A 13800-nucleotide genomic window follows, 5' to 3' on the forward strand; every position below is an offset into this window, starting at 1 on the left:
ATGAAGCGTACGAGGGGTCAGCTGACGGCGCCGTTGACGGTCGACTTGTCGATGGCGCCGGCCTCGACGCCCCACTTGGTGAGGATCTGCTTGTAGGTGCCGTCGTCGATCAGCGACTGGATGGCGCCCTGGATGGCCGGGGTCAGCTTGGAGCCCTTGGCCAGGGCGACGCCGTAGGGGGCCACGCCGTAGGTGTCGCCGAGCTTCTCCAGCTGCCCGCCCGCCTGCTTGATCGCGTAGTCGACGACCTGGGAGTCCGCCATCATCGCCTGGTCGCGGCCGGAGACCACGGCATTGGTGACGTCCGTCTGGAGGTCGAACTTGTCGCCGTCGTTCTGGATGCCCGGCTTGCCCGCCTTGGCGCAGTCCGGGTTGCGGGTGTCCTTGATCTCGTCGGCCTGGGTGGTGCCGGTCTGGACGGCGACCTTCTTGCCGCAGAGGTCCTTCGGGTCGATCTTCTCCGGGTTGCCCTTCTTGACCGCGATGGCGCTGCCGGAGTTGAAGTAGGTCACCATGTCGACGACCTGCTCGCGCTCCTTGTTGTCCGTGAAGGACGACATGCCGAGCTGGAACTTGTTCGACTGGATGCCGGGGATGATCGCGGTGAAGCCGGAGTCCTGGACCTCGGCCTTCAGGCCGAGCTTGGCGGCGATGGCGGTGGCGAGGTCGACGTCCATGCCGATGACCTTGCCGCTGTCGTCCTTGAACTCGTCCGGCGCGTAGGAGGCGTCGGCGCCGACCATGAGCTTGCCGGCCGACTTGATGTCGGCCGGGAGGAGGGCGACCAGCTTGTCGTCGGCCTTGACCTCATTGACGGTCGCGCTGGCGTTGGGCGCACCGCCGCCTTCGCTCTTGCTGCTGCTGCACGCGCTCAGCACGAGGGACACGGAGACGGCGGCCACGCCGGCCGCGAAGAGGCGGGTGCGCTGGGTACGGGCGGTCATGAGGGGGATCTCCTCCTGGGGAGAGAAATCGGGCGGAGTACGCCGCGGGGAGCGGCGCACCGGGCAGCTGGCCGTACGGAGCCGTACGGATGGGTATGTCGCTGTACGTCGTCGTACGGGCATGCCGGGTGGTGCAGTGTCCTGGGCGCAGGGGGCCGCCCAGGGTGGTGCGGGGTACTGCTTCCGCCACCCTCCGCCGAGGTGGACGTTGGCCGGAACCGCCTCGACCAGTGGTCGGCTCGATCCGAGATGGGGGGAATCCTGCCATCTGATGACGGTCAGGTGGCCCTCATCCAGATCAAAATCGGATAACAAGGGCTCGCACCGTCCGCTATTCGGACGAATCGCGTGCCCCTGTCACCCTGCGTATAAGTATGCAGATCCCTCCGCATTGCGCCCGGGAGGCCGGGCCGGGGGCCGCCCGCCCCCGGCCCGACCGCTGCCGCTCAGATGCCCCCGTTGACGACCGCGTTCTGCGCCGCGCCGGCGCTCACGTTCCACTTGCCGAGGATCTTGTCGTACTCGCCGCTGCGGATCAGCTGGTCGACCGCCTTGGACAGGGTGTCCCGCAGGTCGGTGTCCGTCTTGCGCACCGCGATCCCGTACGGGTTGGAGGTGGACTGGGCGCCGGTCACCTCGAAGCGGCCGCCGCCGTCGGTGGTCTTCGCCGCGTAGGCGGCCACCGGGAAGTCGTTCAGGCCGGCCGCGGCGGCGCCGGAGGTGACCTCGGCCAGCGCCTTGGCGTCGGTGTCGAACTTGTGCACGGTCAGCTGACGGCCGGTGCGGGCACAGACGGCCACCTGCCGGGTGCCGATGTCGTCCTGAGTGGTGCCCTGCTGGAAGGTGATGGTCTTGCCGCACAGGTCGTCCAGGGTCTTGATCCCCTTGGGGTTGCCCTTCGGGACGACGATCGAGGTGCCGGCGATGAAGTAGTCCACGAAGTCCACGCCCGGGTTGACCTGCTTGCCGTTCTCGTCCAGGCCCTCGCGGCGCTGGCGGATGTCGCTGAGCGCGGACATCGCCACGTCGAACTGCTTGCCCTGCAGGTTCGGTATCAGCTTGTCGAAGGAGGTGTCCACGAATTCGATCCGCACGTCGAGGATCCGGCCGAGGGCCGTGGCGAGCTCCGGGTCGAGGCCGGCCGGCTTGCCGTCCTGGCCGCGGAACTCCACCGGCGCGTAGTTGACGTCCATGCCGATGCGCAGCACCCCGGCCGAGCGCTGGGCCTTGGGCAGCTTGGCGCGGATGTCCTTGACCGGGTCGCTCGCGGCGGCCGGCCCGTCACTGCCGCAACCGGTGAGCAGCAGCGCGCCGGCGACGGCGAGTGCGGCTCCGGCGACGGCCGGACGACGGACCTGGGGGACATGACGCATGAGGGCTGCTCCTGTGGGTGGGACGCGCGGTCGCCGGGGTGTCAAGGTGCTGTCCGCCAAATGGCGGACAAGCGATCCTGACATCCCACCCTGCCGGGCCCGGCAGCGGGTGTGTCAGAATTCGGTACCGGGTGACCCCCGAACGCTCGAACCAGACCGACGAGCCCCGACAGGCTCGGGGTGCCCAGGACCGGAAGTCATCACGTGGCTCCGTATCCGGGGTGCCGACTCCCCTTCGGGTCTGCGTTCACTCCTGCGGGTGTGCGTGCGTTGACGCCGTTGCCGCCGCCGGAGCCCGTCGCTTCCGACGCCGGGCCCCGGCTCACGCGACAGCGCGGCGATGAACGCCATGTGACGAGGACGAAAAGGCATAGGTGCGATGTCTTTGTCCGACTTACGCTCGGCCCGGTAGCACAACGCGGACAACACAAGACCCCATAAAACCCTCATCCGAGGGCGCCACCCGACGGGCGCCCCGACCCTGACCCCGGGTCCGCTTCGGCGTACCCGGTTTCCGGTTTCCGGACGGGTCGTCCTGTCGGCCGCGCACCTCGCCAGATCAATGACGAAGAGGTCATCGTGGCAGCGGAGATCATTCACAGCAGCACCCAGGACACCGACGATCCGGTCGACGCCGTTTTCGCGCTCCACCGCGGTGGCAAGATGGAGATCCGGGCGACCGTGCCGGTGCGCGACGCGGACGACCTGTCCCTCGCCTACACCCCCGGTGTCGCCCGGGTCTGCACGGCCATCGCCGAGCAGCCGGAGCTGGTCAACGACTACACCTGGAAGTCCAACACCGTCGCGGTGGTCACCGACGGCACCGCGGTGCTGGGCCTGGGGGACATCGGCCCGGAGGCCTCGCTCCCGGTGATGGAGGGCAAGGCCATCCTGTTCAAGCAGTTCGGCGGGGTGGACGCGGTGCCGATCGCGCTCGCCTGCACCGAGGTCGACGAGATCGTCGAGACCGTGGTCCGGCTGGCGCCGTCCTTCGGCGGCGTCAACCTGGAGGACATCTCCGCCCCCCGCTGCTTCGAGATCGAGCGCCGGCTCCAGGAGGCCCTGGACATCCCGGTCTTCCACGACGACCAGCACGGCACCGCGATCGTCACCACCGCGGCCCTGTGGAACGCGGCCAAGGTGACCGGCCGTGAGATCGGCTCACTGCGGGCCGTCATCTCCGGCGCCGGCGCGGCCGGCATCGCCATCGCCAAGATGCTGCTGGCGGCGGGCATCGGCGACGTGGCCGTGTGCGACCGCAAGGGCGTGGTGTACGAGGGCCGCGGCGACCTGACGGACGTCAAGGCCGAGATCGCCGGGCTGACCAACCGCACCGGCCTCAAGGGCTCGCTGGCCGACGCGCTGGCCGGCGCCGACGTGTTCATCGGCGTCTCCGGCGGCACCGTGCCGGAGGAGGTCGTGGCGACCATGGCCGAGGGCGCGTTCATCTTCGCGATGGCCAACCCCAACCCGGAGATCCACCCCGAGGTCGCGCACAAGTACGCGGCGGTCGTCGCCACCGGGCGCAGCGACTTCCCGAACCAGATCAACAACGTGCTGGCCTTCCCGGGCATCTTCGCCGGCGCCCTGCAGGTGCGGGCCTCGCGGATCACCGAGGGCATGAAGCTGGCCGCCGCCAAGGCGCTGGCCGGCGTGGTGGCCGACGAGCTGACGCCGCAGAAGGTCATCCCCTCGCCGTTCGACGAGCGGGTCGCCCCGGCGGTCAGCAAGGCGGTGGCCGAGGCCGCCCGCGCCGAGGGCGTGGCGCGGATCTGACGATCTGACGAACCCCGCCCCCGGGCCTCCGAGCGAGCGGGGGAGTCCACCCCCCCCCGAGCCAAAGGGCGCGCCGCTGCCGAAAGCGAGGAGCGACAAGCGAGGCACGAGCGCCGGAGCGACGACCGTCGGCAGCGGGCCGGAGCGCCCGGAGGCGAGCGGGGGGAATCAGAGTCACAGTCTGAGGCCGGGACACGCGTCACACCCACGCGTGGTTCCCGGCCTCGGCCGTCCCGGCTATCGTCCGGGGCATGTTTGCTGCCTACGCCGCACGTATCGACGCCGACGACCCGCTCAGCGGGCTGGAGTTGGGTGAACTCCCCGAACCGCAGGCCCGCCCCGGGTGGAGCGTGGTCACGGTCAAGGCCGCCAGCCTCAACCACCACGACCTGTGGTCGCTGCGCGGGGTCGGCCTGCCCGCCGAGAAGCTGCCGATGATCCTCGGGTGCGACGCCGCCGGGGTCGACGAGGACGGCAACGAGGTGGTCATCCACTCGGTGATCGGCCAGACCGGCCACGGGGTGGGCCCGAACGAGCCCCGGTCCATCCTGACCGAGCGCTACCAGGGCACCTTCGCCCAGCAGGTGGCCGTGCCCACCTGGAACCTGCTGCCCAAGCCCGCCGAGCTGAGCTTCGAGGAGGCCGCCTGCCTGCCCACGGCCTGGCTGACGGCCTACCGGATGCTGTTCACCAACGCCGGGGTCAAGCCCGGCGACACCGTCCTGGTGCAGGGGGCCGGCGGCGGGGTGGCGACCGCGCTGATCGTCCTCGGCAAGGCGGCCGGCCTGCGGGTGTGGGTCACCGGCCGGGACGAGGCCAAGCGCCGCCGGGCGGTCGAGCTCGGCGCGGACGCGGCCTTCGAGAGCGGCGCCCGGCTGCCCGCCCGGGTGGACGCGGTGATGGAGACGGTCGGCGCCGCGACCTGGTCGCACTCGGTGAAGTCGCTGCGCCCGGGCGGCACCATCGTCATCTCGGGTGCCACCTCCGGCCCCAACCCGAGCGCCACCGAGCTCAACCGGATCTTCTTCCTGGAGCTCAAGGTGGTCGGCTCGACCATGGGGACCAAGGAGGAGCTGGCCGGGCTGCTGTCGCTGTGCGCGACCACCGGCGTCCGTCCGGTGATCGACTCGGTGCTGCCGCTGTCCGAGGCCCGGGAGGGCTTCGCCCGGCTGGCCAAGGGCGACGTCTTCGGCAAGATCGTGCTCAACCCCTGATTCGCGGCGCCCCTGAGCGCGGCGGGCCCGGTGCCCCTCGAACGGGGCACCGGGCCGAAGCCGTCGGGGCCGGCGACCTGTCGGGGCCGGCGGCTCAGCCGAGCAGCCGCTTCAGCCGCTCGCCGGCCGCGCCCAGCACCGAGCGGGCCTCGGCCAGCTCGTCGGCGCTCACCCCGCCGTCCCGGGCCGCGTCGCGGACCTGGTCGCGGAAGCGGTCGAGCAGTCGCTCCAACTCGCGGGCCGGGTCCTCGGCCGGGTCGGTGCGCGCCCACGACGGCAGGTCGGCGGGGGCGGTGTCGCCGTCCTTGTCCAGGTCGATCCGGGTCACCGTGATCTTCTCGGCCGGCTCGTCCGCGGGCTGGCCCCAACGGGCCGCGTCGGCCAGCCCGGCCAGGCCCTTGGTCAGCTCGGACAGGCCCTCGGCCAGCCCGGTCGGCCAGTCGCCCTTCGCGGCGTGCTCGCGCACCTGCTGCTCGACCCGGCGCTTTATCCGCAGCGCCTCCTGCTGGGCGGCATTGCGGGAGGCCTTGGCCTGCTCGCGCAGTCGGCGGGCCTCCTCCTCGGCGGCCTTCGCCTTGGCCTTGGCGGCCTTCTCCTGCTCCCGGGCGCGCTTGGCCTGCTCCTTGGCCTGCCGCTTGAACTGGGCGAACTCCTCCTTGGCGCGCTGCCAGGACTCGTTGTCGCCCCAGGGCCCGGCCCACGGGTCGCCGCCGCCCTCGGTGCGGTCCGGCCGGGGGGCCTGCTTGGCGGCCTGCCACAGTTCCTCGCGCAGGTCCTTGGCGCTGTCCCGGACGTCCTCCCGGATCGCCCCGGCGAGCTGCGCCACGGAGTCGTGGATCTCCAGTTCCAGCTCGTCCAACTCGCCCTGACGGGCTTCGAGTTCCGTGCGCCCGGCGTCGGTCAGCCGGTAGACCTTGCGGCCGCCCTCGGTGCTGTGGCTGACCAGGCCCTCCTGCTCCAGCTTCGCCAGGCGCGGGTAGACCGTGCCGGCGGAGGGCGCGTACAGGCCCTGGAAGCGCTCCTCCAGCAGGCGGATCACCTCGTAGCCGTGCCGCGGGGCCTCGTCCAGCAGCTTCAGCAGGTAGAGCCGGAGCCGGCCGTGGCCGAACACGGGGGTCATCTCAGGCCTCCTTGGTGAGGTCGGGCCCGGCGGGCGTGTCGGAGCCGGGGGCGGCCGGGAGCTCCTTGACCACCGCCTGGGCGTCGTCCTCGGGCTCGGGGCGGCGCAGCACGGTGACCGCGCCGGAGACGGTGGTGACGTTGAGGCTGCCGCGGCCCTCGCCGAGCTGGCCGGAGATCTTCTTGGCGCCCCAGGTGCTGCTCATCTTGAGTTCGTCGAAGGTGCTGGAGACCTCGCCGCTGGTGGAGCCGGCCTCGACGGTGGCGTCGGCCAGCGAGGGGATGCGGACCACGACCGCGCCGCTGACGGTGTTGACCTTGACGTCGGTCCCGCCCGCCACGTCGAGGTCGAGGGTGACGGCGCCGGTGACGGTGTTGGCCTGGACCTTGTCGGCGGTGCCGGCGATCACGGTGAGCTGTCCGGAGACGCTGTTGACCTTGAGTCGGCCGCCCACCGCCTGGGCGTCCACGTCGCCGGTGACGGTGCCGGCGTCGATCCGGCCGGTCAGGGCGGCCAGGGTGGTGTCGCCGCTGGCGCTCTGCACCGAGACGTGGCCGTCGATGCCGGTGACGCTGGTGTCGGCGGAGACGGTGCCGAGCTTGACGTCGGTGCCGGCCGGGACGGTCAGGGTGACCGCGACGGAGCGCTTGCGCTTGAAGGAGTCGAAGAAGCTGCGGACCGAGCCGATCGACTTGATCCAGTCGCCGAACTCGCTCCAGCTGTTGATGTCCTTGTAGGTGACCGTCAGGACGCCGTCCGCCAGGGTCACGTGCAGGGGATCGCCCTTGAGTTCGGTGACCTCCAGCCGGGCCGGGCCCTCGGCCGCGACCACGTTCACCGAGCCGTCGATGACGCGCACGTGCAGCGCGCGGACCGCGTCCTCGAAGGTGGTCCTGCCCGGCCCTTCGATCGTCCACTGGCTCATCTCTGCCGCCTCCCGTTGCGGATCGCGATGTATCGCGTTCTCTTCTGAAGACGATATATCGCGTTCCGGGAAATGCAAGGGCTTCCGCCCCGGACCCGCCCCGGAGGAATCCCGGAGCCGACCGCGAGGCCTCCCTTACGGGGACACACGAAGGGCCCGGGAGGCGGTTGCCTCCCAGGCCCTTCGTCCGGCGGTCACCGGGTCACTCGTCGTCGTCCTCGTCGTCGAGCCGGGCCAGCCAGGTGGCCAGCCGCTCGACCGGGATCTCGAAGTCCGGGTTGAGGTCGACGAACTCGCGCAGGCGCTCGGCCAGCCACTCGAAGGTGACCTCCTCGTCGCCGCGCCGGTTCTCCAGCTCCTCGATGCCTCGGTCGGTGAAGTACACGGTTCGCTCCGGTCGGATGGGGATTGACCTGGTCAGGATAGACCGGCCGGTCAGCCGGCCCGCCAGGTGCTGAGGGTCACCGAGGCGGCACCCGTGGTCGGGTCGGCCGTGGTGATCGCGGCGATGGCGATGTTGCGGGTCTCCCGGTCACGGATGCAGAGCAGACGGCCGGGCGCGACCCGGTTGTAGGTCAGGTCGGTGTCCGGCCGGGAGTCGATCGCGGCGGCGCACTGCTCGGCCGTCACCGTGGGCTCGGTGATCACGGCGAAGTCGGACTTCTCGTCCCCCGCGCTCTCGAAGGAGTTGGCCTTGCTGCCACTGCCGGTGTTGGTGACGCCGAGGCCCCACTTCAGGTCGCTGGAGCCGCTGCGCGGCACCACGGTGCCCGCGTTCAGGTCGATCCGGTACGCGTCGGAGGAGTACTCGGCGGCCGGGACGGAGAGCGGCTTCTTGTCCAGCAGCAGGGTGTAGCCGACCGGCCGGGCGGGGGCGGAGACGGAGCCCGGGCCGGACTTCGAGGGCGCGGCCGTCACCGGCGGGTTGGCGGCGCCGGTCGGGCTGGGGAGGGAGTCGCCCTGGGTGGGCGCCGGGTTCGTGCCGGGCTGGGCGCCCGTGCCCGGCTGGGCCGCGGTGCCGGTGCTGCTGGTGCCCTTCCTGCCGTCGTCCAGCTTCTTCATCAGCACCACGCCGCCGGCGGTGCCACCGACCGCCATCACCAGGGCGACGGTGAGCAGCACCTTCCAGGACACCCCGCCCTTGCGCCCGGGCTCCGGCTCCGGTGCCTGGGTGACGGCGGTGACCACCGGGCCGGGCGGCGGGGTGTCGAAGGACGGCGGCTCCGGCTGGAGCTGGACGGTCGGCGGGGTGGGCAGCACGGGGGCGGTCGGCGTCTCGGTGGGCGGCTGCGGCGCGCCGTACGCGCCGAGCGGCGGCGGGGCGAAGCCCGGCGGGGGTGTGGCGGGCTGCTGCGGCGGGGGCACCGCGGTGGCCGGGTGGGTCGGCGCGCCGGCCGGCTGCGGGGGAGCGGCCGGGGCCGGCGGGGTGGTGGGCGTGGCCGGCAGCGGGGTCGGCGGGGTCCTGGGCAGGTCGGAGCGGCGGGTGATCTCGGTGTTGACCTGCCGGGGCAGCCAGTCCTCGCCGAACCGCAGCTGGCCGCCGACCTCCGGGTGGTTGCGGGCGGCCTGGATGATCTCGGCGGGCTTGGGGCGGTCCTCCGGGGACTTCGCCAGGCAGCGCTGGATCAGCTCCCGCAGGTCCGCCGGGACGGCCTCCAGGTCCGGCTCCTCGTGCACCACCCGGTAGAGCACCGCGGTGTCCGGCCCGTCGCCGAACGGCGCGGTGCCGCCGGCCACGTACGCGGCCAGGGCCCCGAGCGCGAACACGTCGGTGGCGGGGGTGACGGCACGGCCCTGGGCCTGCTCGGGGGCCATGAAGGCGGGGGAGCCGATCCGGTAGCCGGTGCCGGTCAGCGCGGTGGCGTCGGCGGCCCGGGCGATGCCGAAGTCGATCACCCGGGGGCCGTCCCCGGCGACCAGCACGTTGGCGGGCTTGAGGTCGCGGTGGACCACCTCGACGCTGTGGATCGCCTGCAGCGCCTCGGCGATGCCGCCCATCAGCAGCAGCACGGTGCGGACCGGCAGTGCGCCGTTCTCCCGCACCACCTGCTGCAGGGACGGGCCCGGCACGTACGCGGTGACCAGCCAGGGGGCGTCCGAGTCCAGGCCGCCGGAGTCGATCACCTGCGCGGTGTACAGTCCGTGGATCCGCTGGGCGTTGCTGACCTCCTGCGCGAACCGGCGGCGGAACTCGACGTCCTCGGCGAACTCGGGACGGACCACCTTGAGCGCCACCGGACGCCCGCCCGGCGTGTACGAGAGGTAGACCCGGCCCATGCCGCCGGCGCCGAGCCGGGCGAACAGCCGGTAGCCGCCGACCTCCCGGGGGTCATCGGGCAGGAGCGGCTGGAAGACCGGAGGGAGCTTGCCGGGATGCGACGTGTCGGCGGTCATGCGGTGATCCCCCTGGGAGAGCGGTGAGGTCGTTCGGCCGGGGCCGCGGGCACAATGACGGGCGCCGGGCGGCGATCTGGCGAGGCATAACCTATCGATCCGTCAGGAACTCGTGCGGGCCGGTCCCCGTTTGGTTGCAGAGCTGCGACCTTGACGTGAACAGGAACGCCCGCGGCCCCCGACTCCCTGGTCGGGAGTCGGGGGCCGCGGGCGTCAGCGGTGGTGCGGGGCCTCAGCGCGTCAGAGCGCGTAGACCTCCTCGATCAGCGCCTGCTGCTCGGCGGCGTGCCGCTTGGCCGAGCCGACCGCCGGGGACGAGGCCGAGGTGCGGGCGACGCGGCGCAGACGGGCGTCGCCGCCGCTGCGGCCGATGACGACCTGCAGGTGGTCGACCAGGTTCATCGCGATGAACGGCCAGGCACCCTGGTTGGCCGGCTCCTCCTGCGCCCAGATGAACTGGACGTTGTCGCCGTAGCGGGCCAGCTCCTCCTGGAGCTCGGCCACCGGCAGCGGGTAGAGCCGCTCCATGCGGACGATCGCGGTGTCGGTGACGCCGCGCTCGGCGCGGGCCGCCGCCAGGTCGTAGTAGAACTTGCCGGAGGTGATGATCACCTTGCGGACCTGCGCCGGGTCGACGGTGGTGTCGCCGATGACCGGGCGGAACGAGCCGGACAGGAACTCCTCGGTCGCACTCGCCGCGGCCTTCAGACGCAGCATCGACTTCGGGGTGAAGACGATCAGCGGCTTGTGGTGCGGGTTGTGCGCCTGCCAGCGCAGCAGGTGGAAGTAGTTCGACGGCAGGGTCGGCGCCGCAACCGTCATGTTGTCCTGCGCGCACAGCTGGAGGAAGCGCTCCGGGCGGGCGGACGAGTGGTCCGGGCCCTGGCCCTCGTAGCCGTGCGGCAGCAGCAGGGTGACGCCGGAGTGCTGGCCCCACTTCTGCTCGGCGGAGGCGATGTACTCGTCCACCATGGTCTGCGCGCCGTTGACGAAGTCGCCGAACTGCGCCTCCCACATGACCAGCGCGTTCGGGCGGGTCAGCGAGTAGCCGTACTCGAAGCCCATGGCCGCGTACTCCGACAGCAGGCTGTCGTAGACGGTGTAGCGGGCCTGGTCCTCGGTGAGGTACTGCAGCGGGGTGTAGTCCTCGCCGGTCTTGCGGTCGATCAGGACGGCGTGCCGCTGGCCGAAGGTGCCGCGGCGGCTGTCCTGGCCGGCCAGGCGGACCGGGTGGCCCTCCATGAGCAGCGAGCCGATGGCGAGGGTCTCGCCCATCGCCCAGTCGATGGTGTTGTCCTCGACCGAGGCGGCGCGGCGCTGCAGCTGCGGCAGCAGGCGCGGGTGGACGGTCAGCCAGTCCGGGTGGTTGACCTGCGAGGCGGCGATCCGCTTGACCATCTCCTGGGAGATGCCGGTCTGGATGGAGACCGGGAAGTCGGCGACCGGCTTGCCGGTGGTGGTGCCGGCCGGCGCCTGGGCCGCGTCGCGGACCTCGGCGAAGACCTTCTCCAGCTGGCCCTGGAAGTCCTGGAGCGCCTGCTCCGCCTCTTCCATGGTGATGTCGCCGCGACCGATCAGGCCCTCGGTGTACAGCTTGCGCACCGAGCGCTTCTTGTCGATCAGGTCGTACATCAGCGGCTGGGTGAACGACGGGTTGTCGGCCTCGTTGTGACCGCGGCGGCGGTAGCAGATGAGGTCGATCACGACGTCCTTGTGGAACGCCTGGCGGAACTCGAAGGCGAGCCGCGCGACGCGGACCACGGCCTCCGGGTCGTCGCCGTTCACGTGGAAGATCGGGGCCTCGATCATGCGGGCCACGTCGGTGCAGTACATCGAGGAGCGCGAGGACGCCGGGGCGGCGGTGAAGCCGACCTGGTTGTTCACCACGATGTGCACGGTGCCGCCGGTGCGGTAGCCGCGCAGCTGCGACATGTTCAGGGTCTCCGCGACGACGCCCTGGCCGGCGAAGGCCGCGTCACCGTGGATCTGGATCGGCAGCACCGGGAAGGTGGTGCCGCCCTGGTCCAGGATGTCCTGCTTGGCGCGGGCGATGCCCTCGACGACCGGGTCGACCGTCTCCAGGTGGGAGGGGTTGGCGGCCAGCGAGACCTTGATCTGCTCGCCGTCCAGGCCGGTGAAGGTGCCCTCGGAGCCGAGGTGGTACTTGACGTCGCCGGAGCCGTGCATCGACTTCGGGTCGAGGTTGCCCTCGAACTCGCCGAAGATCTTGCCGTACGGCTTGCCGACGATGTTGGCCAGCACGTTCAGGCGGCCGCGGTGGGCCATGCCGATGACGGCCTCGTCGAGGCGGTGCTCGGCGGCGGAGTCGATGGTCGCGTCCAGCAGCGCGATCAGCGACTCACCGCCCTCCAGCGAGAAGCGCTTCTGACCGACGTACTTGGTCTGCAGGAAGGTCTCGAAGGCCTCGGCGGAGTTCAGGCGGCGGAGGATCCGCAGCTGCTCCTCGCGCTCGGGCTTCGCGTACGGCTTCTCCAGGCGCTCCTGCAGCCACTTGCGCTGCGTCGGGTCCTGGATGTGCATGTACTCGATGCCGACGGTGCGGCAGTAGGTGTTGCGCAGCAGGCCGAGGATGTCGCGGAGCTTCATCATCTTCTGGCCGCCGAAGCCGCCGACCGCGAACTCGCGCTCCAGGTCCCACAGGGTGAGGCCGTGCGTGGTGACGTCCAGGTCGGGGTGCTTGCGCTGCTTGTACTCCAGCGGGTCGGTGTCGGCCATCAGGTGGCCGCGGACCCGGTAGGAGTGGATCAGCTCCATGACGCGGGCGGTCTTGTTGACCTCGTCGTCGTGGGTGGTGGCGACGTCGGTGGCCCAGCGGACCGGCTCGTACGGGATCCGCAGCGACTCGAAGATCTCGTCGTAGAAGCCCTTCTCGCCGAGCAGCAGGCGGTGGATCTCGCGCAGGAACTCGCCGGACGCCGCGCCCTGGATGACGCGGTGGTCGTAGGTCGAGGTCAGCGTCATGATCTTGGAGACGCCGAGGCGGGCCAGGGTCTCCGGGGCGGAGCCCTGGAACTCGGCCGGGTACTCCATGGCGCCGACACCGACGATGGTGCCCTGGTTCTGCATCAGGCGCGGCACGGAGTGCACGGTGCCGATGCCGCCGGGGTTGGTCAGCGAGACCGTGACGCCGGTGAAGTCGTCCATGGTCAGCTTGTTGGCGCGGGCCCGGCGGACGATGTCCTCGTAGGCCTGCCAGAAGCCGAAGAAGTCGAGGGTCTCGGCCTTCTTGATGGCCGCGACGACGAGCTGGCGGTCGCCGTTCGGCTTGACCAGGTCGATGGCCAGGCCCAGGTTGACGTGCTCGGGCTTGACCAGGAAGGCCTTGCCGTCCTCCACCTTGTAGCTGTGGTTCATGCCCGGGGCGGCCTTGATGGCCTGGACCAGGGCGTAACCGATCAGGTGGGTGAAGGAGACCTTGCCGCCGCGGGCGCGCTGCAGGTGGTTGTTGATGACAATGCGGTTGTCGATCAACAGCTTGGCCGGGACGGCGCGGACCGAGGTCGCGGTCGGCACCTCCAGCGAGGCGTCCATGTTGGTGGCGACGGCCTTCGCCGGGCCACGCAGCTGGACCAGCTCGGGGCCGGCCGGGGCGGCGGCCGCGGCCGGGGCAGCGGCGGCGGCCTTCGGGGCCGGCGGCGCGGCCGGCGCGGCGGCGAGCGGGGCAGCGGCCGGGGCCGGAGCGGCCGGGGCGGCGGGCGCGGCCGGAGCAGCAGCAGCGGCGGGCGCGGGGGCAGCGGCAGGGGTCGGCGTGGGGCCGGCCTGGGTCGCGGCCTGGGTCACTGGGGTCACCTCGGTACCGGGCTTGTAGTCGGCGAAAAAGTCCCACCAGGCTCGGTCGACCGAGTTCGGGTCCTGGAGGTACTGCTGGTAGATCTCATCGACGAGCCACTCATTGGGACCAAAGCCAGTGGAGCTTGCCGAGCTGGGGGTTTCAGGATGTGGCGACACGGCGGCAACCGCCCTCTTCCGCTTCCTTTTGGGATGTTTGGACAGCGGGGATTAAGGCTACGCCCCTGACCAGTGATCGCGCAGT

Annotated in this window: 9 protein-coding genes; 2 read left to right on the forward strand and 7 right to left on the reverse strand. The window is 71.4% G+C overall.

Annotated features, from left to right (window positions below):
* Window positions 1-17 precede the first annotated feature (17 nt).
* Window positions 18-944: an ABC transporter substrate-binding protein gene (locus ACGF12_RS03835; RefSeq protein ID WP_393025042.1), complete on the reverse strand. Its 927-nt coding sequence runs from the start codon at window positions 942-944 to the stop codon at window positions 18-20.
* A 446-nt stretch (window positions 945-1390) separates the two neighbouring features.
* A complete protein-coding gene (locus tag ACGF12_RS03840) occupies window positions 1391-2317 on the reverse strand; it encodes an ABC transporter substrate-binding protein (RefSeq protein WP_393025045.1) in 927 nt (308 codons plus the stop codon).
* A 579-nt stretch (window positions 2318-2896) separates the two neighbouring features.
* Here ACGF12_RS03840 and ACGF12_RS03845 point away from each other — a divergent pair.
* Window positions 2897-4093, forward strand: coding sequence for an NADP-dependent malic enzyme (locus tag ACGF12_RS03845; protein ID WP_393025047.1), 1197 nt, complete (start codon window positions 2897-2899; stop codon window positions 4091-4093).
* A gap of 251 nt (window positions 4094-4344) precedes the next feature.
* The gene (locus ACGF12_RS03850; RefSeq protein WP_380614423.1) at window positions 4345-5307 is read left to right on the forward strand and encodes a zinc-binding dehydrogenase; all 963 of its coding nucleotides are present in this window, start codon (window positions 4345-4347) and stop codon (window positions 5305-5307) included.
* 94 nt (window positions 5308-5401) lie between these two features.
* Here the strand turns inward: ACGF12_RS03850 and ACGF12_RS03855 are convergent, their stop codons facing one another.
* The 5 genes from ACGF12_RS03855 to ACGF12_RS03875 form a co-directional block, all read right to left on the reverse strand.
* The gene (locus tag ACGF12_RS03855) at window positions 5402-6427 is read right to left on the reverse strand and encodes a PadR family transcriptional regulator (RefSeq protein ID WP_393025050.1); all 1026 of its coding nucleotides are present in this window, start codon (window positions 6425-6427) and stop codon (window positions 5402-5404) included.
* 1 nt (window position 6428) lies between these two features.
* Complete coding sequence (locus ACGF12_RS03860) at window positions 6429-7352, reverse strand: DUF4097 domain-containing protein (RefSeq protein WP_393025053.1); 924 nt, start codon at window positions 7350-7352, stop codon at window positions 6429-6431.
* A 202-nt stretch (window positions 7353-7554) separates the two neighbouring features.
* Window positions 7555-7737, reverse strand: a complete 183-nt coding sequence (locus ACGF12_RS03865; RefSeq protein WP_270144164.1) for a DUF6104 family protein — start codon at window positions 7735-7737, stop codon at window positions 7555-7557.
* A gap of 50 nt (window positions 7738-7787) precedes the next feature.
* Complete coding sequence (locus tag ACGF12_RS03870) at window positions 7788-9746, reverse strand: protein kinase (protein ID WP_393025057.1); 1959 nt, start codon at window positions 9744-9746, stop codon at window positions 7788-7790.
* 240 nt (window positions 9747-9986) lie between these two features.
* Window positions 9987-13715, reverse strand: coding sequence for a multifunctional oxoglutarate decarboxylase/oxoglutarate dehydrogenase thiamine pyrophosphate-binding subunit/dihydrolipoyllysine-residue succinyltransferase subunit (locus tag ACGF12_RS03875; protein WP_393025059.1), 3729 nt, complete (start codon window positions 13713-13715; stop codon window positions 9987-9989).
* Window positions 13716-13800 lie beyond the last annotated feature (85 nt).

Source organism: Kitasatospora sp. NPDC048296, from assembly GCF_043201815.1.
In the GTDB taxonomy this organism is placed as follows: Bacteria; Actinomycetota; Actinomycetes; order Streptomycetales; family Streptomycetaceae; genus Kitasatospora.

Bases quoted from the DNA above. Each gene is read 5' to 3' on its own strand.
- ACGF12_RS03870 (WP_393025057.1), bottom strand. From the start codon at position 9,746: ATGACCGCCGACACGTCGCATCCCGGCAAGCTCCCTCCGGTCTTCCAG.
- ACGF12_RS03855 (WP_393025050.1), bottom strand. From the start codon at position 6,427: ATGACCCCCGTGTTCGGCCACGGCCGGCTCCGGCTCTACCTGCTGAAG.
- ACGF12_RS03860 (WP_393025053.1), bottom strand. From the start codon at position 7,352: ATGAGCCAGTGGACGATCGAAGGGCCGGGCAGGACCACCTTCGAGGAC.
- ACGF12_RS03835 (WP_393025042.1), bottom strand. From the start codon at position 944: ATGACCGCCCGTACCCAGCGCACCCGCCTCTTCGCGGCCGGCGTGGCC.
- ACGF12_RS03840 (WP_393025045.1), bottom strand. From the start codon at position 2,317: ATGCGTCATGTCCCCCAGGTCCGTCGTCCGGCCGTCGCCGGAGCCGCA.
- ACGF12_RS03850 (WP_380614423.1), top strand. From the start codon at position 4,345: ATGTTTGCTGCCTACGCCGCACGTATCGACGCCGACGACCCGCTCAGC.